Genomic DNA, 18,168 nt, shown 5'->3' on the forward strand with positions numbered 1-18,168 from the left:
GGGCCGGGATCGGCGACCGCCCGCCCGCAGGGACGGGCGCAGGGGCGGGAGAACGCGGATGCAGGGCCCGGCGGCAGCAACCCCCGCACCCCCGGTGCGCGCCGAGCACCGGCCCGCCCGGTGGGTCCGCACCCGGCTGCGGTCCGCGCCCTGGACGGCGCTGCTGAACGGCGTGCTGGTGTTCGTGGTGGTGCTGCTCTCCGCCGGGCTCCCCCGGGGTGTCGACCGGGGCGAGGACGCCGCCCTGCGCGACTTCCTGCGCGACCGCGGCATCGGCGCCACCAGCCTGGTCAGCCGCTCCGACCTGCGCCCCGGCGACGACTCCGCCACCCTGGCCTCGGTCGCCGCGCAGCTCACCGCCCGCACCGGCGGGGAGTTCCGGGTCTCGCCGAGCGGACCGGTGTACGGCGTGCGGGGCATCCGGCCGAAGACCCTCGGCAATCCGCAGCTGTCCCGGCCCGACGGCCCGTCCCCGCGCCTGGAACTGCGGCACCTGGCCGGGCTCTCCGAGCACACCACCCTGGTCGAGGGCCGCTGGCCGACCGCCGCCCCCGGCCGGCCGCTGCCGATCGTGGTCTCCGACCTGACGGCCGAGAAGCTCGGCATCCGGGTCGGCGACGTGCTGACGGAGGAACTCCAGCCCGGATCGAAGCCCTCCCCGGCCACCGAGGTGGTCGGCACCTTCCGGGTGAACGACGACCACGACCCGTACTGGACCGACCTCTACTGCCTGGGCCGGCCCTGCCTGGAGATCCCGGAGACCTTCCAGTTCCTCCGCTACTGGAGCGCGGTCGGCCTGACCGGCGGCGACGAGCTGCCACGGCTGAGGGAATGGGCCCAGGGCGGTGAACTCTCCTGGCGGCTGCCGGTCGACCCGGCTTCGCTGCGCGCCGACCGGCTGCCCGACGCCGCCCACGAGCTCGCGAGCTACCTGAGCGGCCCCACCGCCGCCGACCTGGCCGCCGCCACCGGCCGCACCGACCTGCGCACCTTCTCCTCGCTGCCGGACCTGTTCGCGCTGGCCACCGCCCGCCGGGACACCGCCGCCCCGCTGGCGGCGCTCGGCCCGGCCGGGCTGGCCGGCGTCGTCACCGTCGTCCTGTGCCTGGCCGCCGCGCTGGCCGCCGACCGGCGCGGCCCCGAACTCCTGCTGCTCCAGGCCCGCGGCGGCTCCCGCCGCGAGGTGCTGCGGCGGCTGCTCGGCGAGGGCGCGGCGGTCGTCCTTCCCGGCGCCGCCCTCGGGACGCTGCTCGCCCTCCTGCTGCTGCCCACCCCCCGCTGGGGTGCGGCGCTGTTCGCGGCGGTGACGGCCACGCTGTGCGCGCTGCTGGCCTTCCCGGCCCGGGCGCTGATGCTGCTGACGCCCCGCCGGGCCGTCCGGCGCGGCGGCGCGCGACGGCTCGTCGGCGAACTCGGCCTGCTCCTGCTGACGGCCGCCGCGGTGGTCGAGGTCCGCCGGCGCGGCGCCGCCCCGCCCGGCGCCGGGATCGACCCGCTGCTGGTCGCCGCCCCGCTGCTGATCGCCCTCTGCACCGGACTGCTGCTGGCCCGGATCCAGCCGCCGCTGATCGGCGCCCTCGCCCGCGCGGTCGGCCGGCGGCGCGGCGCCGTCGGCTTCCTCGGACTGGCCGGCGCGGCCCGCGGCGCGGGCGGCCGTCCGCGCCCGGCCGTGCTGCCGACGCTCGCGCTGCTGCTGGCCGTCACCACGGCCGGGTTCGGCGCCGACGTGATCGGGGCGGTCGACTCCGGCCGGGCCCGCGAGGCCCGGCTCGCCACCGGCGGCGACGTCATGGTGAGCGCCCCCAAGGGCTTCGGCCTGGCCGACTCCTTCGCCGAGCGGGCCGACCGGCTGCCCGGCGTCCGGGCCGCCACCGATGTCACCCTGCTCACCGACGCGGCCGTGCTGCGCCCGGACCGGCCCCACCTCACCATCAGCCTGGTGGTCGTCGAGCCGACGGCCTACGCGGAGATCTCCCGCTCCCTCGGGCGCGGCGCCTTCGACCCGGCGCTGCTGGCCGCCCCCGACGGCCCGACCGGACCGGACGCCCGCGAGGTCCCCGTCCCCGCCCTGTACTCGCGCGGACTGGTCGAGCAGCTCGGCGGCCGGGCCGGGGCGGAGCGGATCTATCTGACCAGTACCGGCGAACTGCGCGCCCAGTACGCGGGCACCATCGACGCCACCCCGGCGCTGCGCGACTCCACCCACCCCTTCGTCGTGCTCCCGGCCGGGCCCGCCACCGCCCGGGTGCCCGGACTGGGGGACCACGGCCACTGGTTCGCCGTCGGCGACATCGACGAAACAGCCGTCCGCTCGTTGACCCGCGACCTGCCCGTGCACCCGATCGTCGCGGACACCGCGCGGCGGACCGGCGTCCCGGTGGTCGGCCCGGACCCCGACGACATCCCGGACGGCTACCTGGTGAGGACCAGTGCCGCGCTCACCGCCGAACTCACCGAGGACCCGCTGCGGCAGGCCGCCGTCCTGGTGTTCCGCGTCGGCACCGCCGGCGCGGGCGCGTTCGCCCTGCTCGCCGCCCTGCTCACGCTGGTCCGCGCCGCCCCCGACCGCTCCGCCGCGCTGGCCCGGCTGCGCACCATGGGACTGCGCCCCCGTCAGGGGCTGGCGCTGATCCTGGTCGAGACCCTGCCGCAGACGCTGCTCGCGGCGGCCGGCGGCCTGCTCGCCGCGCTCGCCGCCGTCGTCCTGCTCGGCCCGGCGCTCGACCTGTCCGCCCTGCTCGGCACCGACGTCCCGCCCGGCCTGCCGCTGCGCCCCGGCGCCGTCCTCCCCCCGGCGCTGGCGCTGACCGCCCTGGTCACGGTCGGTGTGCTGGCCGAGGCGCTGATCGCCGGCCGCCGCCAGATCGCCAAGGAGCTCCGGGCCGGCGACACGGTCTGACGGCCGGGCCCGGCAGGACGGCAGCACGGCGCGGCAGGACGGCGCGGCAGCACGGCAGGGCGGCGCGGGTCGACACACGGCGCCGCCCTGGCCGCCCTACTGGCCGCCGAGCAGCCCCAGGACCCGCTGGACCGCCTCGACGACGGGCACGCCGACCGCGCCGACGGTGGTGGCGATCCCCGCCACCGCCATCAGTGCCCGGTGGCGCTCGCGCGGCACCGCCCCCGGCCCGACGGTGAGCGCCGGCAGCGCCTCGTCGATGGACTCCGCGTCCATCGGCGCCACACCGTCCCGGAGTTCGCGCAGTAGAGTGATCAATTCCTGGACGGCCCGGGTGAGTTCATCGGTCGCCCGGGCGCCGTCAGCGACCGGTGCGTGGTGGTGCACGATGCCCTTGTTGCCGGTGCCGCCGATCATGTTCACCACGTCGCCGTGGAAGTGGTCGCCGCTCATCCCGTCGCCTTCCCCGTGTTGCCGCTGCCGCCGTACATGTTCACGTTGTCGCCGAAGTGGTAGTTCCCGGTGTTGACCGTCAGCGACCGGATCGACAGCTCGACCTCGAACTCCGGGTTCTCCAGCGCGTGCGAGAGGATCCGGACCGCCTCCCGCAGCCCGCGCCGGTCGGCCGTCCCGACCAGCGCCGTCGCGTTCCCGGCGGTGTCCACGGCCAGGACCGGCACCGCGGGAGCGGCGAGGACGCCGAACATCGCCAGGAACCCGTACCCCACCCAGAACAGCGCCACGGTCAGGGCCGGCCCCTTGAACGGCTCGACGTCCTTCCCGACCCCGAACGGGAACCCGGAGCCGACCACGGCCAGCAGGGCCAGCGTCGAGGCCTGCACCACCTGCCGCGCGAACCTCAGCACCGCCTCCTTGCGCTTGGGCATCAGCACGAAGGCGTAGACCCGCACGATGTTGTGCAGCGGGTACGCGGCCCCGCCGACCCACAGCAGCCGCTTGCTGACCCTCAGGTCCACCGAGTCCGTCAGTACCGCCGACGGGCCGGACGAGAAGGGCAGGCCGCCCCGGTCCCCGATCGTCGGCGGTGCCGACGGCCGTGGCGGCGGCGGTGGCGGCGGCAACTGCCGCGCCGGGTCCTGCCAGGGACGGTCGGGCCGATCGTTCTTCTCCACGCTTCCCCCTCGCGTGTCCGGTCGGGGTCCGGTCCACGACCGGACCCCGAGAATGCGCAATCACCGTGCCATCGACGGCTGTCATGCACAATCCCTCCACACCGCACAATCCCTCCACACCGCGCGATCGCCCGACCGCCCGACCGCCCGACCGGTCAGCCGCGGGGCTTGCCGTCGGCGGGGAGCGCGACCAGGCCCTGGTCGGTGTTGCCGAGGAGGAGGCCGTTGCCCGCCCACAGCGCGACCGGGCCGAAGCCGCCGGTGGTGCTGCCGAGCGGGAAGCTCCAGCGGGTGGTGCCGGTGGCCGCGTCCAGCGCGTGGACCTTGATACCGAGGTACAGGAGCACCGCGAGTTGTCACGCCCTGGGCTCCACGGCGCGATCATGACAGCCGATCAGCCGGTCCGACCCGGCCGCGGGAGGGTGGCCAGGTAGGCGGCCGTCAGCTCCGGCGTCGCCAGCCAGGCCGCGTGGTCGGCGGGTTCGGCGTAGGTGTTTGCCAGCCGGCGGGCCACCGGTTCGTGCTCGGCGGCCGCCGCGAACACCCCCTGGAGGTGCTCCGGCATCGTCAGCAGGTCCGCCGTCAGCGCCACCCCGTGGCGGGCGTGCCGCTCCCAGAAGCCCTCGAACACCTCCGTCATCCACTCCGCCGTGAACGGCCCGTCGCCCCGGCCGACGATCGCCCGCAGATACCACTCGGCCGCCCGCGCCGCGCTGTTGGCGCCCTGGCCGGTGATCGGGTCGTTGACCACCAGCGCGTCCCCGATCCCCAGCACCGCCGCCCCGCCGTCCAACCGCGCCACCGGGTGACGCACCACCGGGGTCAGCGCGCCGTAGAGCGACGCGCCCGCGTCGGTCGGCTCGGCCGCCGCCCACAGCTCCGCCTCCCAGGGCAGGTACTCCGCCATCGACTCCCGCATCCGGCGCAGCTGTTCGGCGCCCGGCGGGCGGTCGCCGAAACAGTCGAAGGCGCTGCCGGGCACCGCCTCCCACAGCAGGATGTCGCACGGCCCGGAGCGGGTCAGGGCCGGCTGGAGGTACAACTCCCCCACCCCGGGCACCGCGTGCATCCGTGCCCGCGGGCCGGCCGCCGGATCGGGCGCGCCGACGCCGTGCGCGTACAGCGCCGCCAGCCGCCGCTGCGGGGCGTCGAACGGCGAGCGGGCCGCGTCGCGCGCGAAGATCCCGGCCAGCTCGCCCCGCCCGACCGCGACCAGCGTCAGCTCGTGGGCCACCGCCAGCCCGCCCAGCCCGGCCCGGTCCAGCTCCCGGTGCTCGACCCGGCCGCCGCGCTCCTCGACCAGCTCCAGCCAGCGCGCCATCTTGACCCGCTGGTCCACGGACTGCGCGGGCTCGTCCAGGGTCATGGTGAACTCGAGCGCCCGCAGCCCGGGTTCGGGCACCAGCACGGCGTCCACCGACCGCACCTGCGGCGCCTGCCCCGCCCACAGGTCGAGACCGGCCGCCCGTTCCACCCGCAGCGCCGGGCCGAACATCGCCTGGGTCGACAGCACCGGCCCGGCCCGCAGCTCCCCCGCCGTCCGGCCGGAGACCACCGTCACCTCGTACCCGCCGGCCGCCAGCAGCCCCAACGCCACCTGCAACCCCGCCTGCCCCGCCCCGACGATCGCAACCCGACGCATCCCGCACCTCCGTGCCGACGACGAAAGAAGGAGGTGATGCTACGTCAGTCCGGAGGTGGTGAGGGACGGTTCCGCACCGCACCGCCGACACCGGCGGGCACCCTCAACTCCCGGGCGCGGCCCCCGCCGAGCTCTCCCGGACCACCAGCTCCGCCACCAGTTCCACCCCCTCCGCCCCGACCGGGAGGTCGGAGCGCAACTGGGCCAGCAGCCGGGTGACGACCGCGGTGGCGATGGTCCGCAGGGGGAGCCGCACCGAGGTCAGCGGCGGGTGGAGGTGGCGGGCGAGGGGGGTGTCGTGGAAGCCGGTGACGGCGAGGTCGCGGCCGACCTGGAGGCCCTCCGCGCGGGCGGCCTCGTAGATGGCGAGGGCGGCGAGGTCGTTGTCGGTGGCGAGGGCGGTCGGCCGGTCCGGGTCGCGCAGCAGGGCGCGGAGGCCGCCGGCGGGGGGCGCCGGAGCGAGCGAGAGGCCGAGGCGGGCGGCCTCGTGGTGGAAGCCCTCGCGGCGGGCGGCGAGCCACGGCAGGGTGGTGGCCGTGCCGACGAAGGCGACCCGGCGGTGGCCCCGGGCGGCGAGGTGGCGGGCGACCTCGGCGGTGGCGGCCTCGTTGTCGATGTCGGCCCAGTGCTGCGGGAGGCCGGGACCGGTGCGGCCGAAGGCGGCGAAGGGGATGCCGACCCGGGCGGCGTGGGCGGCCCGGGGGTCGTCGGGGAGGACGTCGGCGAGGACCAGGCCGTCGACCTGGCGGGCCGCCACCACGCCGTCGATCACCGCCCGGACGTCCTGCTCCCCCGCCGCCGGGCGGAGGAGCAGCACGTGGTGGCCGACGGCCCCGGCCGCGTCGACGAGGGCTTCGAGGAAGCCCGCCATCAGCGGGTTGGGGTCGAAGGGGTCGTCGACCGGGGCGAGGTAGCCGATGGTGCGGCGCTCGCCGGTGCGCAGCGACCGGGCGGACTGGTCGGGCCGGTACCCGAGCCGCTCGATCGCCGCGTTGACCCGGGCGAGGGTGTCGGGGCGGACCCGGTGCGGGGCGTTGAGTGCGTTGGAGACGGTCTGCCGGGAAACCTCGGCCGCCCGGGCGACGTCCGCGATGGTGGTGACGCGGCGCGCCGGGCGTGCTCCCGGGGTGGTCATCGGTTCTCCTTCACAGGGGTACCGCCCCGCCGGGCGCCGGCCGTCAGACCCGGCGGAGGGTCAGCAGGCCGCCCCGGGGGACGTAGACGAGGCCGCCGTCCAGGTGGACGGTCGAGGTGCCGACGGTCCGGCCGCGGGCGTCCTGGACGGTTGCCTCGGCGGTGCCCCGGCCGCCGGTGAGGCGGACCCCGGGGTCGGCGTCGGCGTTGGCGACCAGCAGCGTACGCCACTCGCCGGCGGCTTCCGTGCCGGTGGCGACGGGCAGTGGCGCGTACCGGGCGACGACGGTGGTGCCGTCGCCGACGCCGGTGATCATCGGGTAGCCGAGGTCGGGCCGGGCCGGCCGGAACCCGCCGAGCTGCAGGGTGTCGACGTGGGCGCGGGAGACACCGAGCCAGAAGGCGAGCGTCTCGCGCTGCGCCGGGCTCTGGACGGCGAGGTCGACGGAGATCTGCGGCACGCCGAACAGGACGTTGATCAGGTGGCAGGCGATCTGCTCGACCGGTTCGGTGGGGTGCCACATCAGCATGTCGGAGTGGACGGCGAGCGGTCCGGCGATCAGCCGGGTGTCGACGACGCGCTGCCGGTTCTCCTGCGAGCTGAGCGGGCAGTCGACGGCCCGGACCATGGTGGCGTAGGGCCACAGGCCGGGGCTGACGTAGGGCTGGCGGTGCTCGATCATCGACTCGGGCGCGGCGGCGACGGTCCGGCGGCGGATCTCGGCGAGCAGCAGGTGCAGGCCCTCGTCCACGGTGGCGCAGTCGGCCTGCGGTCCGGGTGCGGGCGGGTCCTGGACGCCGAACCAGTCGATGAAGTCGACCTTGAGCCCGTCCATGCCCCATTCCTCGACGGCCCGGGCGAGCCGGTCGACCAGGTGGGCGCGGACCGCCGGGTAGCGGGGGTCGACGACGACGGCGCCCATGTGGGGGGCGTCGACGAGGGTGAACCGGCTCAGTTCGGCCCAGGCGGCGCTGTCCTTCCCGATGAACGGCAGCGCGTACCAGAGCATGTACTGGACGCCGAGGTCGTGGACGCGGGCGACGTGGGCGGCGGTGTCGGGCAGCGAGTGGGGTTCCCAGTCGCCGCAGTGGGCGTAGCCGCGGGTGCGGTCGGTGGTCATCCAGCCGTCGTCGACGATGATCGTGTCGAGGCCGAGCTCCTTGCCGAGGGCGGCCTGCTGCTCGACGGTCCCGGGGGTGATGTTCTGGTGCAGCGCGTACCAGGTGGAGTAGGCGGGGAGGCGGGCGGCGACGGGGACGTGGACCGGGCGGTCCCCGGCCCACCAGTCGGCGAGTTCGGCGAGGCTGAGGCCGAAGTGGCGGCCGGAGGTGTCGATCCGGACGGTGAGGCGGCCGGCGGCCTGGACCCAGAACCGGAACTCGCCGGTCTCCTCGACGACGCCGGCGCTGGCGAGCACCTCCTCGCGGTCGGTCGCGAAGGCGCAGACCGTGGTGTCGCCGGTGCCGACGAGGGCGGCGACGGGGGCGCCGCGGGAGAGGCCGGTGCGGCGCGGGGCGTTCCAGGCGGTGGGCAGCCAGCCGGTGCCGCGCGGGTCGGGGCTCCAGAAGGAGGTGACGTCGACGCAGGGGGTGCGCCATTCGATCCGGACGTCTCCGGTACCGCCCTCGAGGTCTTGGGCGGTGACCTCGACGACGCCCTCGGCGAGGACGTTCACGCTCGCCGTCCCGGCGACCAGCAGTTCCAGCCGGCCGGCGGAGGCGGGCACCTCCACCGGGCGGGGGCGGGCCGTGGTGGCGGGGGCGTGGGGCTCCCAGATCTCGTCGCTGGTGTCGGTCATGGTTCGGTTCAGCCCTTCGTGGCACCGGCCAGCAGGCCGGAGATGAACTGCCGCTGGAGGACCAGGAAGAGGACCATCATCGGCAGGGTGGATATCGCGGTTCCGGCGAGGATCGAGCCGTAGTCGGTGTTGGCCTTCATGCCCTGGAGGGTGGCGAGGGCGACCGGCAGGGTGTGCATGTCGGTGCTGCGCAGGGCGATCAGCGGCCAGACGAAGCTGTTCCAGGAGCCGAGGAAGAGGAAGATGCCCAGTGCGGCGAGCACCGGTCGCATGACCGGTACCACGATGCCGAACAGCACCCGCAGTTCGCCGGCGCCGTCGACCCGGGCGGCGTCGAGGAGTTCGTCCGGCATGGCGCTGAGGGACTGCCGCATCAGGAAGATCGCGAACGGCACGCACAGGCCGGGCAGGATCAGCGCCTGGTAGCTGTCGAGCATCCCGAAGGACATCATCATCTTGAACAGCGGGACGAGCATGACCTGGTCCGGCACGACCAGGGTCGACAGCAGGACGGCGAACAGCACCGTGCGGCCCCGGAACCGGAACTTGGCGAAGGCGTACCCGGCCAGCAGCGCCACGACGAGCCCGCCGAGGGTCTGCAGGCCGGACACCAGCAGCGAGTTGAGCAGGACCCGGCCGAGGCCGACCCGGTCCTGGAGGTGCCCGATGTTGTCGCCCAGGTGGGAGCCGGGCAGCAGCTTCGGCGGCCAGGAGAAGATCTCGCTGTCGCTGCGGGTGGCGGAGATCACCAGCCAGTAGAACGGGGCGATCGACAGCCCGGTGACGGCGGCGAGCACCAGGGTGAGCGGCCAGCCGCGCAGTCGGCGCCAGGGGCTCGGGCCGGTCGGCGCCGGCTTGGCGGGCGGGGCCGCCGGGCCCGGTGCGACGGGCTCGACGGAGGTGGCGGCGGTGGTCATTCGCGTTCTCCCATCAGGCGCATCTGGGCCGCGCCGAGCACCGAGACGAGCAGGGTGAGCGCGTAGGCGATGGCGGAGGCGTAGCCGAAGTCGAAGTAGCGGAAGCCGTTGTCGTACAGGTACATCGAGACCGTGAGGGTCGCGCTGTCGGGGCCGCCGCGGGTCAGGACGTAGGGCTCGTCGAAGAGTTGGAGGGTGCCGATGGTGGAGAGCACCACGGTGAACAGCAGCACGGGCCGCAGCGCGGGCAGGGTGACGGAGCGGAACCGGCGGACCGGTCCGGCGCCGTCGACCATGGCCGCCTCGTACAGCTCCTTGGGGATGCCCTGCAGGCCGGCCAGGTAGATGACGGCGTTGTAGCCGGTGTAGTGCCAGGTCAGGACGAGGACGACGGCCATCCGGGCCCAGAAGCCGTCGCCGAACCAGTCGATGGTGGGCAGGCCGATCGAGTCCAGCAGGTTGTTGACCGCACCGTCCTTGGTGTTGAGGAGGAAGGAGAACAGGATGCCGGTGGCGACGAGGCCGGTGACGGTGGGCATGAAGACGCCGAGCCGCCACACGGTGCGCCAGCGGACGAACGCCGCGTTGAGGCCGACCGCCAGCCCGAGGGCGAGCGCGAGCATCACCGGGACCTGCACGACCAGGATCCGGGCGGTGTTGCCGAGCGCGGTCCAGAACTGCGGGTCGTGCAGCAGCCGCTGGTAGTTGGAGAGGCCGGCGCTGTGGGTGACGCTGCCGGAGCCGGCGGTCAGCGACAGCAGCAGCGAGGAGATGATCGGGTAGGCCTTGAAGACCCCGAACAGGATCAGCGCGGGCGCGAGCAGCAGGTAGGGCACGGCCCGGCGGCGGAGCCTGGCGCGCCGGACGGCGGCCGGGCGGACCGCCGCCGGGACGGCCGGCCGGGTGGCCGGAGGAGCGGCGGCGGTCACTTGATCTTGCGCCCCGTCTGCTGGGCCAGCTGCTTGGCCGCGTCCTGGAGCGCCTCGGCCGGGTCGCCGCCCTTGACCAGGACCTTGGTCTGGGCGTCGCTGACCAGCTTGAGGGCGCGGGCGTAGTCGCCGGAGTAGTTGGTGGCGTCGCCGCCCTCGGAGAGCAGGTCGGTGAAGGTCTTCAGCACCGGCTGGCCGCCGTAGTAGGCGCTCGGCTCGCTGTAGATCGGGTCCTGGTAGGCGGCGGTGAGCGCCGGGAAGACGCTGCCGGCCTTGAACATGGCGTTGACCGAGTCGGCGCGGGTGAGCGCGTACTCGACGAACTTCCAGGCGGCGGTGCGGCGGGGGCTGGAGCCGGCGACGGCCAGATGGGTGGTGTTCACGATGGCGGTGCGCTTGCCGCCGGGGGTGACGGCCGGCGGCCGGGTGAGCCGCCAGTTGCCGCTCAGGTCGGGGAACTTGGTCTCGATGTAGTGCGCGGCCCAGGAGGGCTGCGGACCGGCGCCGAGCTGGCTGTCCTTCATCTGGGTGCGCCAGGCGGTGGAGCCGGGAGTCTCGATGACGAGTCCGGCGTCATTGAGGCGCTTGACCAGGGTGAGGGCGCGGACGCACTCGGGCGAGGTCAGGGTGATGTCGCCCTTGAGGTCGAAGTAGAACGCGCCCTGCTGCTGCATCAGGGACTGCAGGAAGTCGACGTCGGGGCCGGGGGTGCCGGGCTTGTTGATGCCGAGCACGCCGACGCCGGGGTTGGCCGCCTTGAAGGCGTCGGCGCCGGCGATCACGTCGTCCCAGGTCTCGAACGTGGTCGGGTCGAGCTTGGCCCGGTCGAACATGTCCTTGCGGTAGAAGAAGCCCTGGGCGTTGACCTCCCACGGGAGGGCGCGGGCCTTGCCGTCCTTGTCGGTGACGACCGGCCACAGGCCCTTGGCGAACTTGTCCTTGTGGGCGTCGGCGCCGAGGGCGGAGAGGTCGGCGAGGCCGTTGGGGAACTTCTCCAGGTAGCCGGGCAGGTAGTCGCAGCCGATGTGCAGGACGTCGGCGAGGCCCTGCCCGCCGGCCGCCAGGCCGACGGTGATCTTGTCCCAGATGGCCGGGTTGCCGACGTCCTGGACGTCGACCTTGATGCCCGGGTTGTCCTTCTCGAAGGCGGGCACGACGCCGCGCAGGGCGTCGGCGGCGCTGGTCCAGGACCAGACGGTGATGGTGCCGGTGGCGGCGTCCCCACCGGAGGAGCCGGAGCCGTTGGAGCCGCCGCAGGCGGCGAGGGCGCCACCGGCGGAGAGGGTCAGCAGGCCGGCGCCGGAGGCGCGCAGCAGGTCGCGACGGGAGAGGTGTGACATGGCATGCCCTTCTGAGGGGGTGGACGTCGAGCGGGACGGGGTGGGACGTCGGTGGTGCCAGGTGGTGCATGCGGGGTGGTGCGGGGACGGTGCTGGGTGGTGCCGGGTGGTGCGGGGTGCCGGCCGCCCCGCCCGGAGGCGGGGACGGCCGGGCGCGGGCCGTCCGCTCAGGCGGTGCGGGCGCCCCGCCGTACGTGGGCGAGCGTTCCGCCGAGCAGCTCGGCGGTCCCGGGGTCGGTGCTCGCGTGCGGGGAGAGCCGGATCCAGCCGGCCCTCAGGGTGGTGGCCAGGCCCGCGTCGGTCAGCGCGCGGTGGACGGCGACGGGGTCGGCGCCGGGCAGCCGCAGTCGGGCGATGCCGCTGCCGAGGGCGGCCGGGTCGCCGGCGCCGCGCCAGGAGCCGTAGGGGGCGTCCGAGGTCGGGCCGCCGCCGGTCTCGGCGCCCGCGGCGCGGGCCGCGGCGAGCAGTCCGCCGAGCACCTCGCCGATCCGGGCCTCGATCCGGGCGGCGCCCTCCTCCCGGACCAGGGCGAGCGCGGCGCCCAGGGCGGCGACGGCGGGGCCGTCGGGATTGGTGAGCGTGTGGGCGACGGCGCCGGGCCGGGGCGGGCACGGGTGGGCGGGCGCGTCGATCGGGTCGACCACGCCGGACCAGCCGCTGAGCCCGGGCCCGATCCGGTCGGCGATCCGGTCGCGGACCATCAGGACGGCGGCGCCCCAGCCGGCCCGGAGCCACTTCTGGCCGCCGGCGGCGAGCACGTCGGCCGCGTCGGCGGCGAACTCCACGGCGCCCAGGGCCTGGACGGCGTCGACCACCAGGATCCGGTCCGGCCCGATCAGTTCCTTGATCGCGGCCAGCGGTGCCCGGTACCCGGTCGCGGCGTCGACGGCGCAGACGGCGACGGCGCGCACCCGGTCGTCCAGGTGCTCCCGGACCAGGTCGGCGGTGACCGGGCCCTCCAGCTGGCGGACCGCCAGTCCGCCGTTGTCGGCGGCGCGCAGCCACGGGTAGACGGCTCCGGGGAAGTCGTTCCGCGCCACCAGCACGGTCCCCTCCGGGGCGGGGCCGCCGGCGGTACCGCCCGACGCGGCACCGCCGACGTTCCTCGCGCCAACGACGGCCCCCGCACCGGCGCCGACCGCGTGGGCGGCGGCGAAGAGCCCGTGCGAGGTGGAGCCGACGAAGGCGATCTCGTGCGGCGCGCAGCCCAGCAGCCCGCCCGCCGTCCGGGCCGCCGCCGCGGTGTCCGCGTCGAGGCTTTCGAGCGCGTCCCAGCCGTGCCGGTGGAGCCGGTCGGCCTCGCGGAGCAGCACCCGGCGGACCGGTTCCGACACCGGCCCGAAGCGGGCGAAGTCCAGGTAGCCGAACGGCTCGGCGAACTTCTTCAGGTACTCGGGCATGACCTTTCCTTGGTCGGGCGACGCGGAGATTTGAACGTTCAAATCCCACACAAACAAACAGAACCGATCAACGTTCAACGAGCGGGAGCCAGCAAACGCCCCCGGTCGATTCCCCGTCAAGACCCTGCGCGCCACCGACCCCCGGTCGAGACCCTCTCGTTACCAGCGGCCGATCTGCCCTCCCACCAGCCCTTGCGCAATGCAATTTGACATTACTATTTTACTGGCCAGTGAGTCGAGAGATCATCACCGTTTCCCTCGACGTCATCAGACTCCCGCGCGGTCCGGCGGACCCGGCGCCCCCACGGCACCGGACCCCCAGTTCGCCCCGTCCCGCGCACCCCCCACATGCTCACCTGGAGCTCCTGTGCCAACCACCCCCCGCCTGCGCTCGGTCCTGCTCTCCGCGGCCCTCGCAGTCACCCTCGCCGCCCCGCTCGTCCAGAGCGCCCAGGCCGCCGCACCGCCCGCCGCCTCCGGGCGGACCACCGACCCGGCCGCCGCCTTCGGCGGGACCACCGCCCACCCCGCCGGCCCGACCGGCGACGTCGCCCACGGCAGCACCACCACCGGCGCCCCCGGCCCCGAGGGCGCGCCGGGCAACGAGACCCTCCAGCCCACCACGGACGCCACCCGGCCCGCCGCCGACCCGGCCACCCCCGCCGCCCAGGCGGCGACCGCCGCCGACGCCGCCGCGGCCTGCTCGCTCGCCTCCTTCACCGCCCTCTCCCCGGCCGCCCTGGCCGACTTCCTCGCCGACCGCTCGCACACCTACGAGGGCTGTCTGCGCCCGCTGCTGGTCGACTGGAGCCCCGACCTCGCCAAGGTCCTGACCCCGGCCCACGTGCGCGCCGTCGCCGACCGGATCACCGCCCTCGCCCCCGGCTTCGACAGCGCCAACAACCGCAACCAGCAGGAGCTCTGGTACTACCTGCACGTCGCGGTCTACTTCGACTACGGCCACCGCGAGTTCGACCTCAACGACGACGCCACCGCCGCCGCGATCGACCGCGCCATCACCGCCTACACCGCCAACCCCCGCGCCTTCGACCCGACCACCGCCGCCGGCAACACCATGGGCGAGCTGATCCAGACCTCCACCGCCCCCAAGCTGCGCCCCGGCCGACTCCCGCTGCTGGAGCGGGTGCTGCGCCAGTACGCCACCCCCGGCACCGCGTACATCGGCGACCGGGGCTGGAACTGGGCCCTGCAGGCCGCGCTCCAGCTCAACTTCCAGGGCGTCAACAACGTGGTCGAGGACGGCGGCGCCTTCCGCGCCGCGGCCGTCGCCAACCCCGGCTACCGGCAGGCGATCCGCGCCTTCGCCGGCTACGCCCACCTCAAGGGCACCGAGACCGAGTGGGCCGTCGGCGACGCCATGAACGAGTACGCCCGGTACACCCTGGTGGACTCGCTCAAGGGCGAGATCAAGGCCGAGATCGGCAGCGTGGTCGGCACCGTCCAGAACAACTTCGGCCGCCTCAGCCGCCCGTGGCTCAACCTGGCCGTCCCGCTCAACGAGTTCGGCCTCTGCGGCCAGTACGGTGCCTGCCGGGCCGAGCTGACCCAGCAGTTCTTCCCGAACACCTACAGCTACGACAACGGCGGCCTGGTCATCCGCACCGCCCTCGACCGGGCCACCGCCGACCAGCTGTACTACGCCACCAAGCAGGTCAAGGCCCAGTTCTTCCGGGTCATCGGCACCGACCGGCCGCTCGCCGACGACACCCACCCCACCCTCACGGTGCAGCTGTACGACACCAAGACGAACTACCGCTCGCTCCAGTACCTGCTGTTCGGGATCGGCGACGTCGAGAACGGCGGCATGTTCATCGAGGAGAACTCCACCTTCTACACCTACCAGCGGACCACCGCCGAGTCGTACTTCAGCCTGGAGGAGCTCTTCCGGCACGAGTACACCCACTACCTGAACGCCCGTTGGGCCATCCCGGAGTCCGGCTACACCACCCGCTGGCCCGGCTCCGCCACCTTCGCGATGAACGAGGGCACCGCGGAGTACTTCGCCGGCTCCACCTCCAAGGACGGCGTCAAGGCCCGCAAGTACATGGTCCGCCAGATCGCCCAGGAAGGCGCTTCCGGCACACCGCGCCTGACCATCGATCAGATCCTGCACGCCAGCTGGGAGACCCTCGGCTTCCGCGTCTACCCGTACGCGGCCACCTTCTTCAACCTGCTCGGCGAGCGCCACCCCGACCAGCTCGCCGAGATGTACCGGCTGCTGCGCGCCGACGACGTCACCGGCTACAACGCCTGGCGCGACCGCCTCGGCCGGGACGCCGACCTCCAGCGCGAGTACAACGCCTTCCTGGACGCCGAGATCCCGCTCGCCGACAACCTCTACGTGCCGGTCACCACCTACACGCCGAACAGCCGGCTCACCTACGCCTGGGCCTCCGAGGTCCAGGACGCGTTCGCCCGCGCCACCCAGAACACCCCGGTCTGCAAGGACAACGCCGACTGGAACAACACCATGCGGTTCACCTGCACCGGCCGGATGAGCGCCAACCTCACCAACACCTTCGACGCCGGCAAGGTCCGCGCGGACATGGCCGCCACCGTCGACTACTTCCTGCTCACCCGGGGCGGCGCCGCCGCCAACAACCTCGCCGACATGAACTGCTGGTTCGGCCAGGTCGAGGTGTGGCCCACCGGCCGCGCCGGCAGCGCCGACTACACCTGCGAGGGCCCGCTGCGCCGGTGACCCACCCCTGAACGGGGGGCGGGCCCGACCGGCCCGCCCCGCCACGTCCCGTACGGCCCCGGACAACCGTCCGGGGCCGTACGGCCTTTCCGGGCCCCGGTGCGGGTCCGCTCAGAGCCGCCTGAGCCCGGCGGCGGTCGGCCGGAATCCGCACCGGCCGTAGAAGGACTCCAGGTGCGGCTCGTAGTCGACGTGCAGCCACTCGGCACCGCGCGCCTTCGCCTCGTCGGCGGCGGCCTGCACCAGCCGCATCCCGAGCCCCCGCCGGCGCTCGTCCGGATGCACGGTCGTGTCCAGGACGAAGGCGTGCACACCGCCGTCACCGACGACGTTGACGAAACCGACCAGCCGGTCCCCCCGGCGCGCCGCGATCCAGGTCAGACTGCGGGCCAGCACCGGCGCGAAGGAGGTCGCCCGGTGCTCCGGCCAGGACGCGTCGAACAGCTCGTCGAGCTCGGCGTCCGTCAGCTCGGGACGGACCGCCAGCACCTCGTCGCCGGCCGGCGACGAATTATTGATCACCATGCCGAGCAGCCTGCCATGCGCCCGCGGCCGTGCTCACACCCCCGCGGACGCGCGAGCACGCGTCAGACAGCCCCTAGACCGGCAGGGCGTCCAGGGCGGGGGCGATGGTGGCGAAGGCGCGGTCGGTGAGTTCGGCCGGGTCCTCGGCGCCGTCGCTGGCGCTCCACAGTTGCAGGACGACGTCGAACGCGGTCAGCGCCATCCCCGCGGCGAGCCGGGGGTGGAGGCCGGTCGCGGAGCCCAGGCCCAGCCGGTCGGCCAGCTCGCCCGCCAGTTCGTCGCGCCACTGCGCCTGGCGCTCCAGGAAGCGGGCGTGCAGCGCCGGCGTGCCCAGGATCAGCTGCACCACCCGCAGTGCCTGCTCCGCATGGCCGGCGCAGGCGTCGATGGGGACCCAGACGGTGTGCCGCAGTGCCACCGACGGCGACTCCTCGGCCGGCCGGCCGGCGAGCTCGGCCCGCATGCCGGCGCCCATCTCCCCGAGGAACTGGACGACCACGTCCTCCTTGGACGCGAAGTAGCGGAAGAAGGTGCGCTTGGACATGCCGGCGGCGGCCGCGATCTCGTCGACCGTGACCGCGTCGAACCCCTTCTGCGCCAGGAGGTTCAGCGCGGCCTGGGACAGCTCGTCGGAGACCAGCTGACGCTTGCGCTGGGCCAGGCTCGCTTCAGGGCGGGTAGTCACCCCCTCATGTTACACGCCGCGCCGCCTTTGACCCACAAGGGCGCACTTGACACTCGGTGACAGGTAGGGCAGCGTGTGACGCATGACGAAGCAGCAGGGCTGGACCGCCGATCGGATTCCGGACCAGACGGGGCGGGTGTTCGTCGTCACCGGGGCGAACAGCGGCCTCGGCCTGGCGACCACCCGGGCGATCGCCCGCAAGGGCGGCCAGGTGATCCTCGCCGTCCGCGACGAGGCCAAGGGCCGGCGGGCCGCCGCCGAGATCACGGCCGCACAGCCGGGCGCCCGCCTGGAGGTCCGCCGCCTCGACCTGGCCGACCTCGACTCGGTCCGCGCCTTCGCCGAACGGCTGCGCGCCGACGGGACCCGCCCGGACGTCCTCGTCAACAACGCGGGCGTGATGGCGCCGCCGCGGACGCTGAACGCGCAGGGCCACGAGATCCAGTTCGCCGCCAACCACCTCGGCCACTTCGCGCTCACCGGACTGCTGCTCGACCTGCTGGCCGAGGGCAAGGACCCGCGGGTGGTCACGGTGAGCTCGACCAACCACCGGCAGGGCAAGGTCTTCTTCGACGACCTCTCCGGCGAGCGCAAGTACTCGCCGATGGGCTACTACAACCAGTCGAAGTTCGCCAACGCCGTGTTCGGCTGGGAGCTCCACCAGCGTCTCGCCGCGGCCGGCAGCCCGGTCCGCAGCCTGCTCGCGCACCCCGGCTACACCGCCACCAACCTCCAGACCAGTTCCCCGGTCGGCATGGTCAAGGTGCTCTTCGGCCGCATCCTCACCCCGCTCGCCCAGGCCCCGGACCAGGGCGCGCTGCCCCAACTGTTCGCCGCCACCGCCGCGGAGGTCGAGTCCGGACAGTTCATCGGACCCGACGGGATGGCCGAGCTGCGCGGCACGCCGAAGGTGGTCCAGCTGGCCCCGTCGGCCGCCGACGCCGAGACCGGCAAGCGCCTGTGGGAGCTGTCGGAGCGGCTGACCGCCGTCCGGTTCGCCTTCCCCGCCGTCGCCTGACCCGACCGGCCCCGGCACCCGTACC

General features: G+C 74.4%; 15 protein-coding genes. 3 read left to right on the forward strand and 12 right to left on the reverse strand.

All coding sequences use genetic code 11. The annotated features are described in order from the left end of the window. Positions 1–58 precede the first annotated feature (58 nt). Positions 59–2,899, forward strand: a complete 2,841-nt coding sequence (locus tag OG715_RS09590) for a hypothetical protein (protein ID WP_266275539.1) — start codon at positions 59–61, stop codon at positions 2,897–2,899. A 96-nt stretch (positions 2,900–2,995) separates the two neighbouring features. Here OG715_RS09590 and OG715_RS09595 read toward each other — a convergent pair whose 3' ends face one another. From OG715_RS09595 to OG715_RS09640, 10 genes are all read right to left on the reverse strand, one after another. Then, positions 2,996–3,352: a hypothetical protein gene (locus tag OG715_RS09595; RefSeq protein ID WP_266275537.1), complete on the reverse strand. Its 357-nt coding sequence runs from the start codon at positions 3,350–3,352 to the stop codon at positions 2,996–2,998. Continuing rightward, on the reverse strand, positions 3,349–4,032 hold the full coding sequence (locus OG715_RS09600) for a DUF6232 family protein (RefSeq protein ID WP_266275535.1): 684 nt from the start codon (positions 4,030–4,032) through the stop codon (positions 3,349–3,351). The genes OG715_RS09595 and OG715_RS09600 overlap by 4 nt, the downstream gene beginning before the upstream one ends. 155 nt (positions 4,033–4,187) lie before the next feature. After that, positions 4,188–4,379, reverse strand: a complete 192-nt coding sequence (locus tag OG715_RS09605) for a PQQ-binding-like beta-propeller repeat protein (RefSeq protein WP_266275533.1) — start codon at positions 4,377–4,379, stop codon at positions 4,188–4,190. 47 nt (positions 4,380–4,426) lie between these two features. Continuing rightward, positions 4,427–5,674, reverse strand: coding sequence for a styrene monooxygenase/indole monooxygenase family protein (locus OG715_RS09610; RefSeq protein ID WP_323182269.1), 1,248 nt, complete (start codon positions 5,672–5,674; stop codon positions 4,427–4,429). Positions 5,675–5,777: 103 nt separating this feature from the next. Then, complete coding sequence (locus tag OG715_RS09615; protein WP_266275531.1) at positions 5,778–6,809, reverse strand: LacI family DNA-binding transcriptional regulator; 1,032 nt, start codon at positions 6,807–6,809, stop codon at positions 5,778–5,780. 43 nt (positions 6,810–6,852) lie between these two features. Next, complete coding sequence (locus tag OG715_RS09620) at positions 6,853–8,607, reverse strand: glycoside hydrolase family 36 protein (protein WP_266275529.1); 1,755 nt, start codon at positions 8,605–8,607, stop codon at positions 6,853–6,855. Positions 8,608–8,615: 8 nt separating this feature from the next. Then, positions 8,616–9,524 carry a carbohydrate ABC transporter permease gene (locus OG715_RS09625; RefSeq protein ID WP_266275527.1) on the reverse strand — a complete coding sequence of 303 codons (909 nt, stop codon included), beginning with the start codon at positions 9,522–9,524 and terminating at the stop codon, positions 8,616–8,618. After that, a complete protein-coding gene (locus tag OG715_RS09630) occupies positions 9,521–10,453 on the reverse strand; it encodes a carbohydrate ABC transporter permease (protein WP_266275525.1) in 933 nt (310 codons plus the stop codon). Before OG715_RS09630 ends, OG715_RS09625 begins: the two co-directional genes overlap by 4 nt. Continuing rightward, on the reverse strand, positions 10,450–11,793 hold the full coding sequence (locus OG715_RS09635; protein ID WP_266275523.1) for an ABC transporter substrate-binding protein: 1,344 nt from the start codon (positions 11,791–11,793) through the stop codon (positions 10,450–10,452). Before OG715_RS09635 ends, OG715_RS09630 begins: the two co-directional genes overlap by 4 nt. A 167-nt stretch (positions 11,794–11,960) precedes the next feature. Then, positions 11,961–13,193 (reverse strand): aminotransferase class V-fold PLP-dependent enzyme, encoded by a 1,233-nt coding sequence (locus OG715_RS09640; protein WP_266275521.1) that lies wholly within the window; start codon positions 13,191–13,193, stop codon positions 11,961–11,963. 367 nt (positions 13,194–13,560) lie between these two features. On the opposite strand from OG715_RS09640, the gene OG715_RS09645 reads away from it, so the two are divergent. Next, positions 13,561–15,915, forward strand: coding sequence for a collagenase (locus tag OG715_RS09645; RefSeq protein ID WP_266275519.1), 2,355 nt, complete (start codon positions 13,561–13,563; stop codon positions 15,913–15,915). A gap of 111 nt (positions 15,916–16,026) precedes the next feature. On the opposite strand, the gene OG715_RS09650 is transcribed toward OG715_RS09645, so the two are convergent. Continuing rightward, positions 16,027–16,440, reverse strand: coding sequence for a GNAT family N-acetyltransferase (locus OG715_RS09650; RefSeq protein WP_266275517.1), 414 nt, complete (start codon positions 16,438–16,440; stop codon positions 16,027–16,029). Between the two features lie 73 nt (positions 16,441–16,513). Continuing rightward, complete coding sequence (locus OG715_RS09655; RefSeq protein WP_266275515.1) at positions 16,514–17,125, reverse strand: TetR family transcriptional regulator; 612 nt, start codon at positions 17,123–17,125, stop codon at positions 16,514–16,516. An 82-nt stretch (positions 17,126–17,207) separates the two neighbouring features. Here OG715_RS09655 and OG715_RS09660 point away from each other — a divergent pair, with 82 nt between their 5' ends. Then, on the forward strand, positions 17,208–18,143 hold the full coding sequence (locus OG715_RS09660; protein ID WP_266275513.1) for an oxidoreductase: 936 nt from the start codon (positions 17,208–17,210) through the stop codon (positions 18,141–18,143). Positions 18,144–18,168 lie beyond the last annotated feature (25 nt).

This window comes from Kitasatospora purpeofusca (genome assembly GCF_036010405.1).
GTDB lineage: Bacteria > Actinomycetota > Actinomycetes > Streptomycetales > Streptomycetaceae > Kitasatospora > Kitasatospora purpeofusca.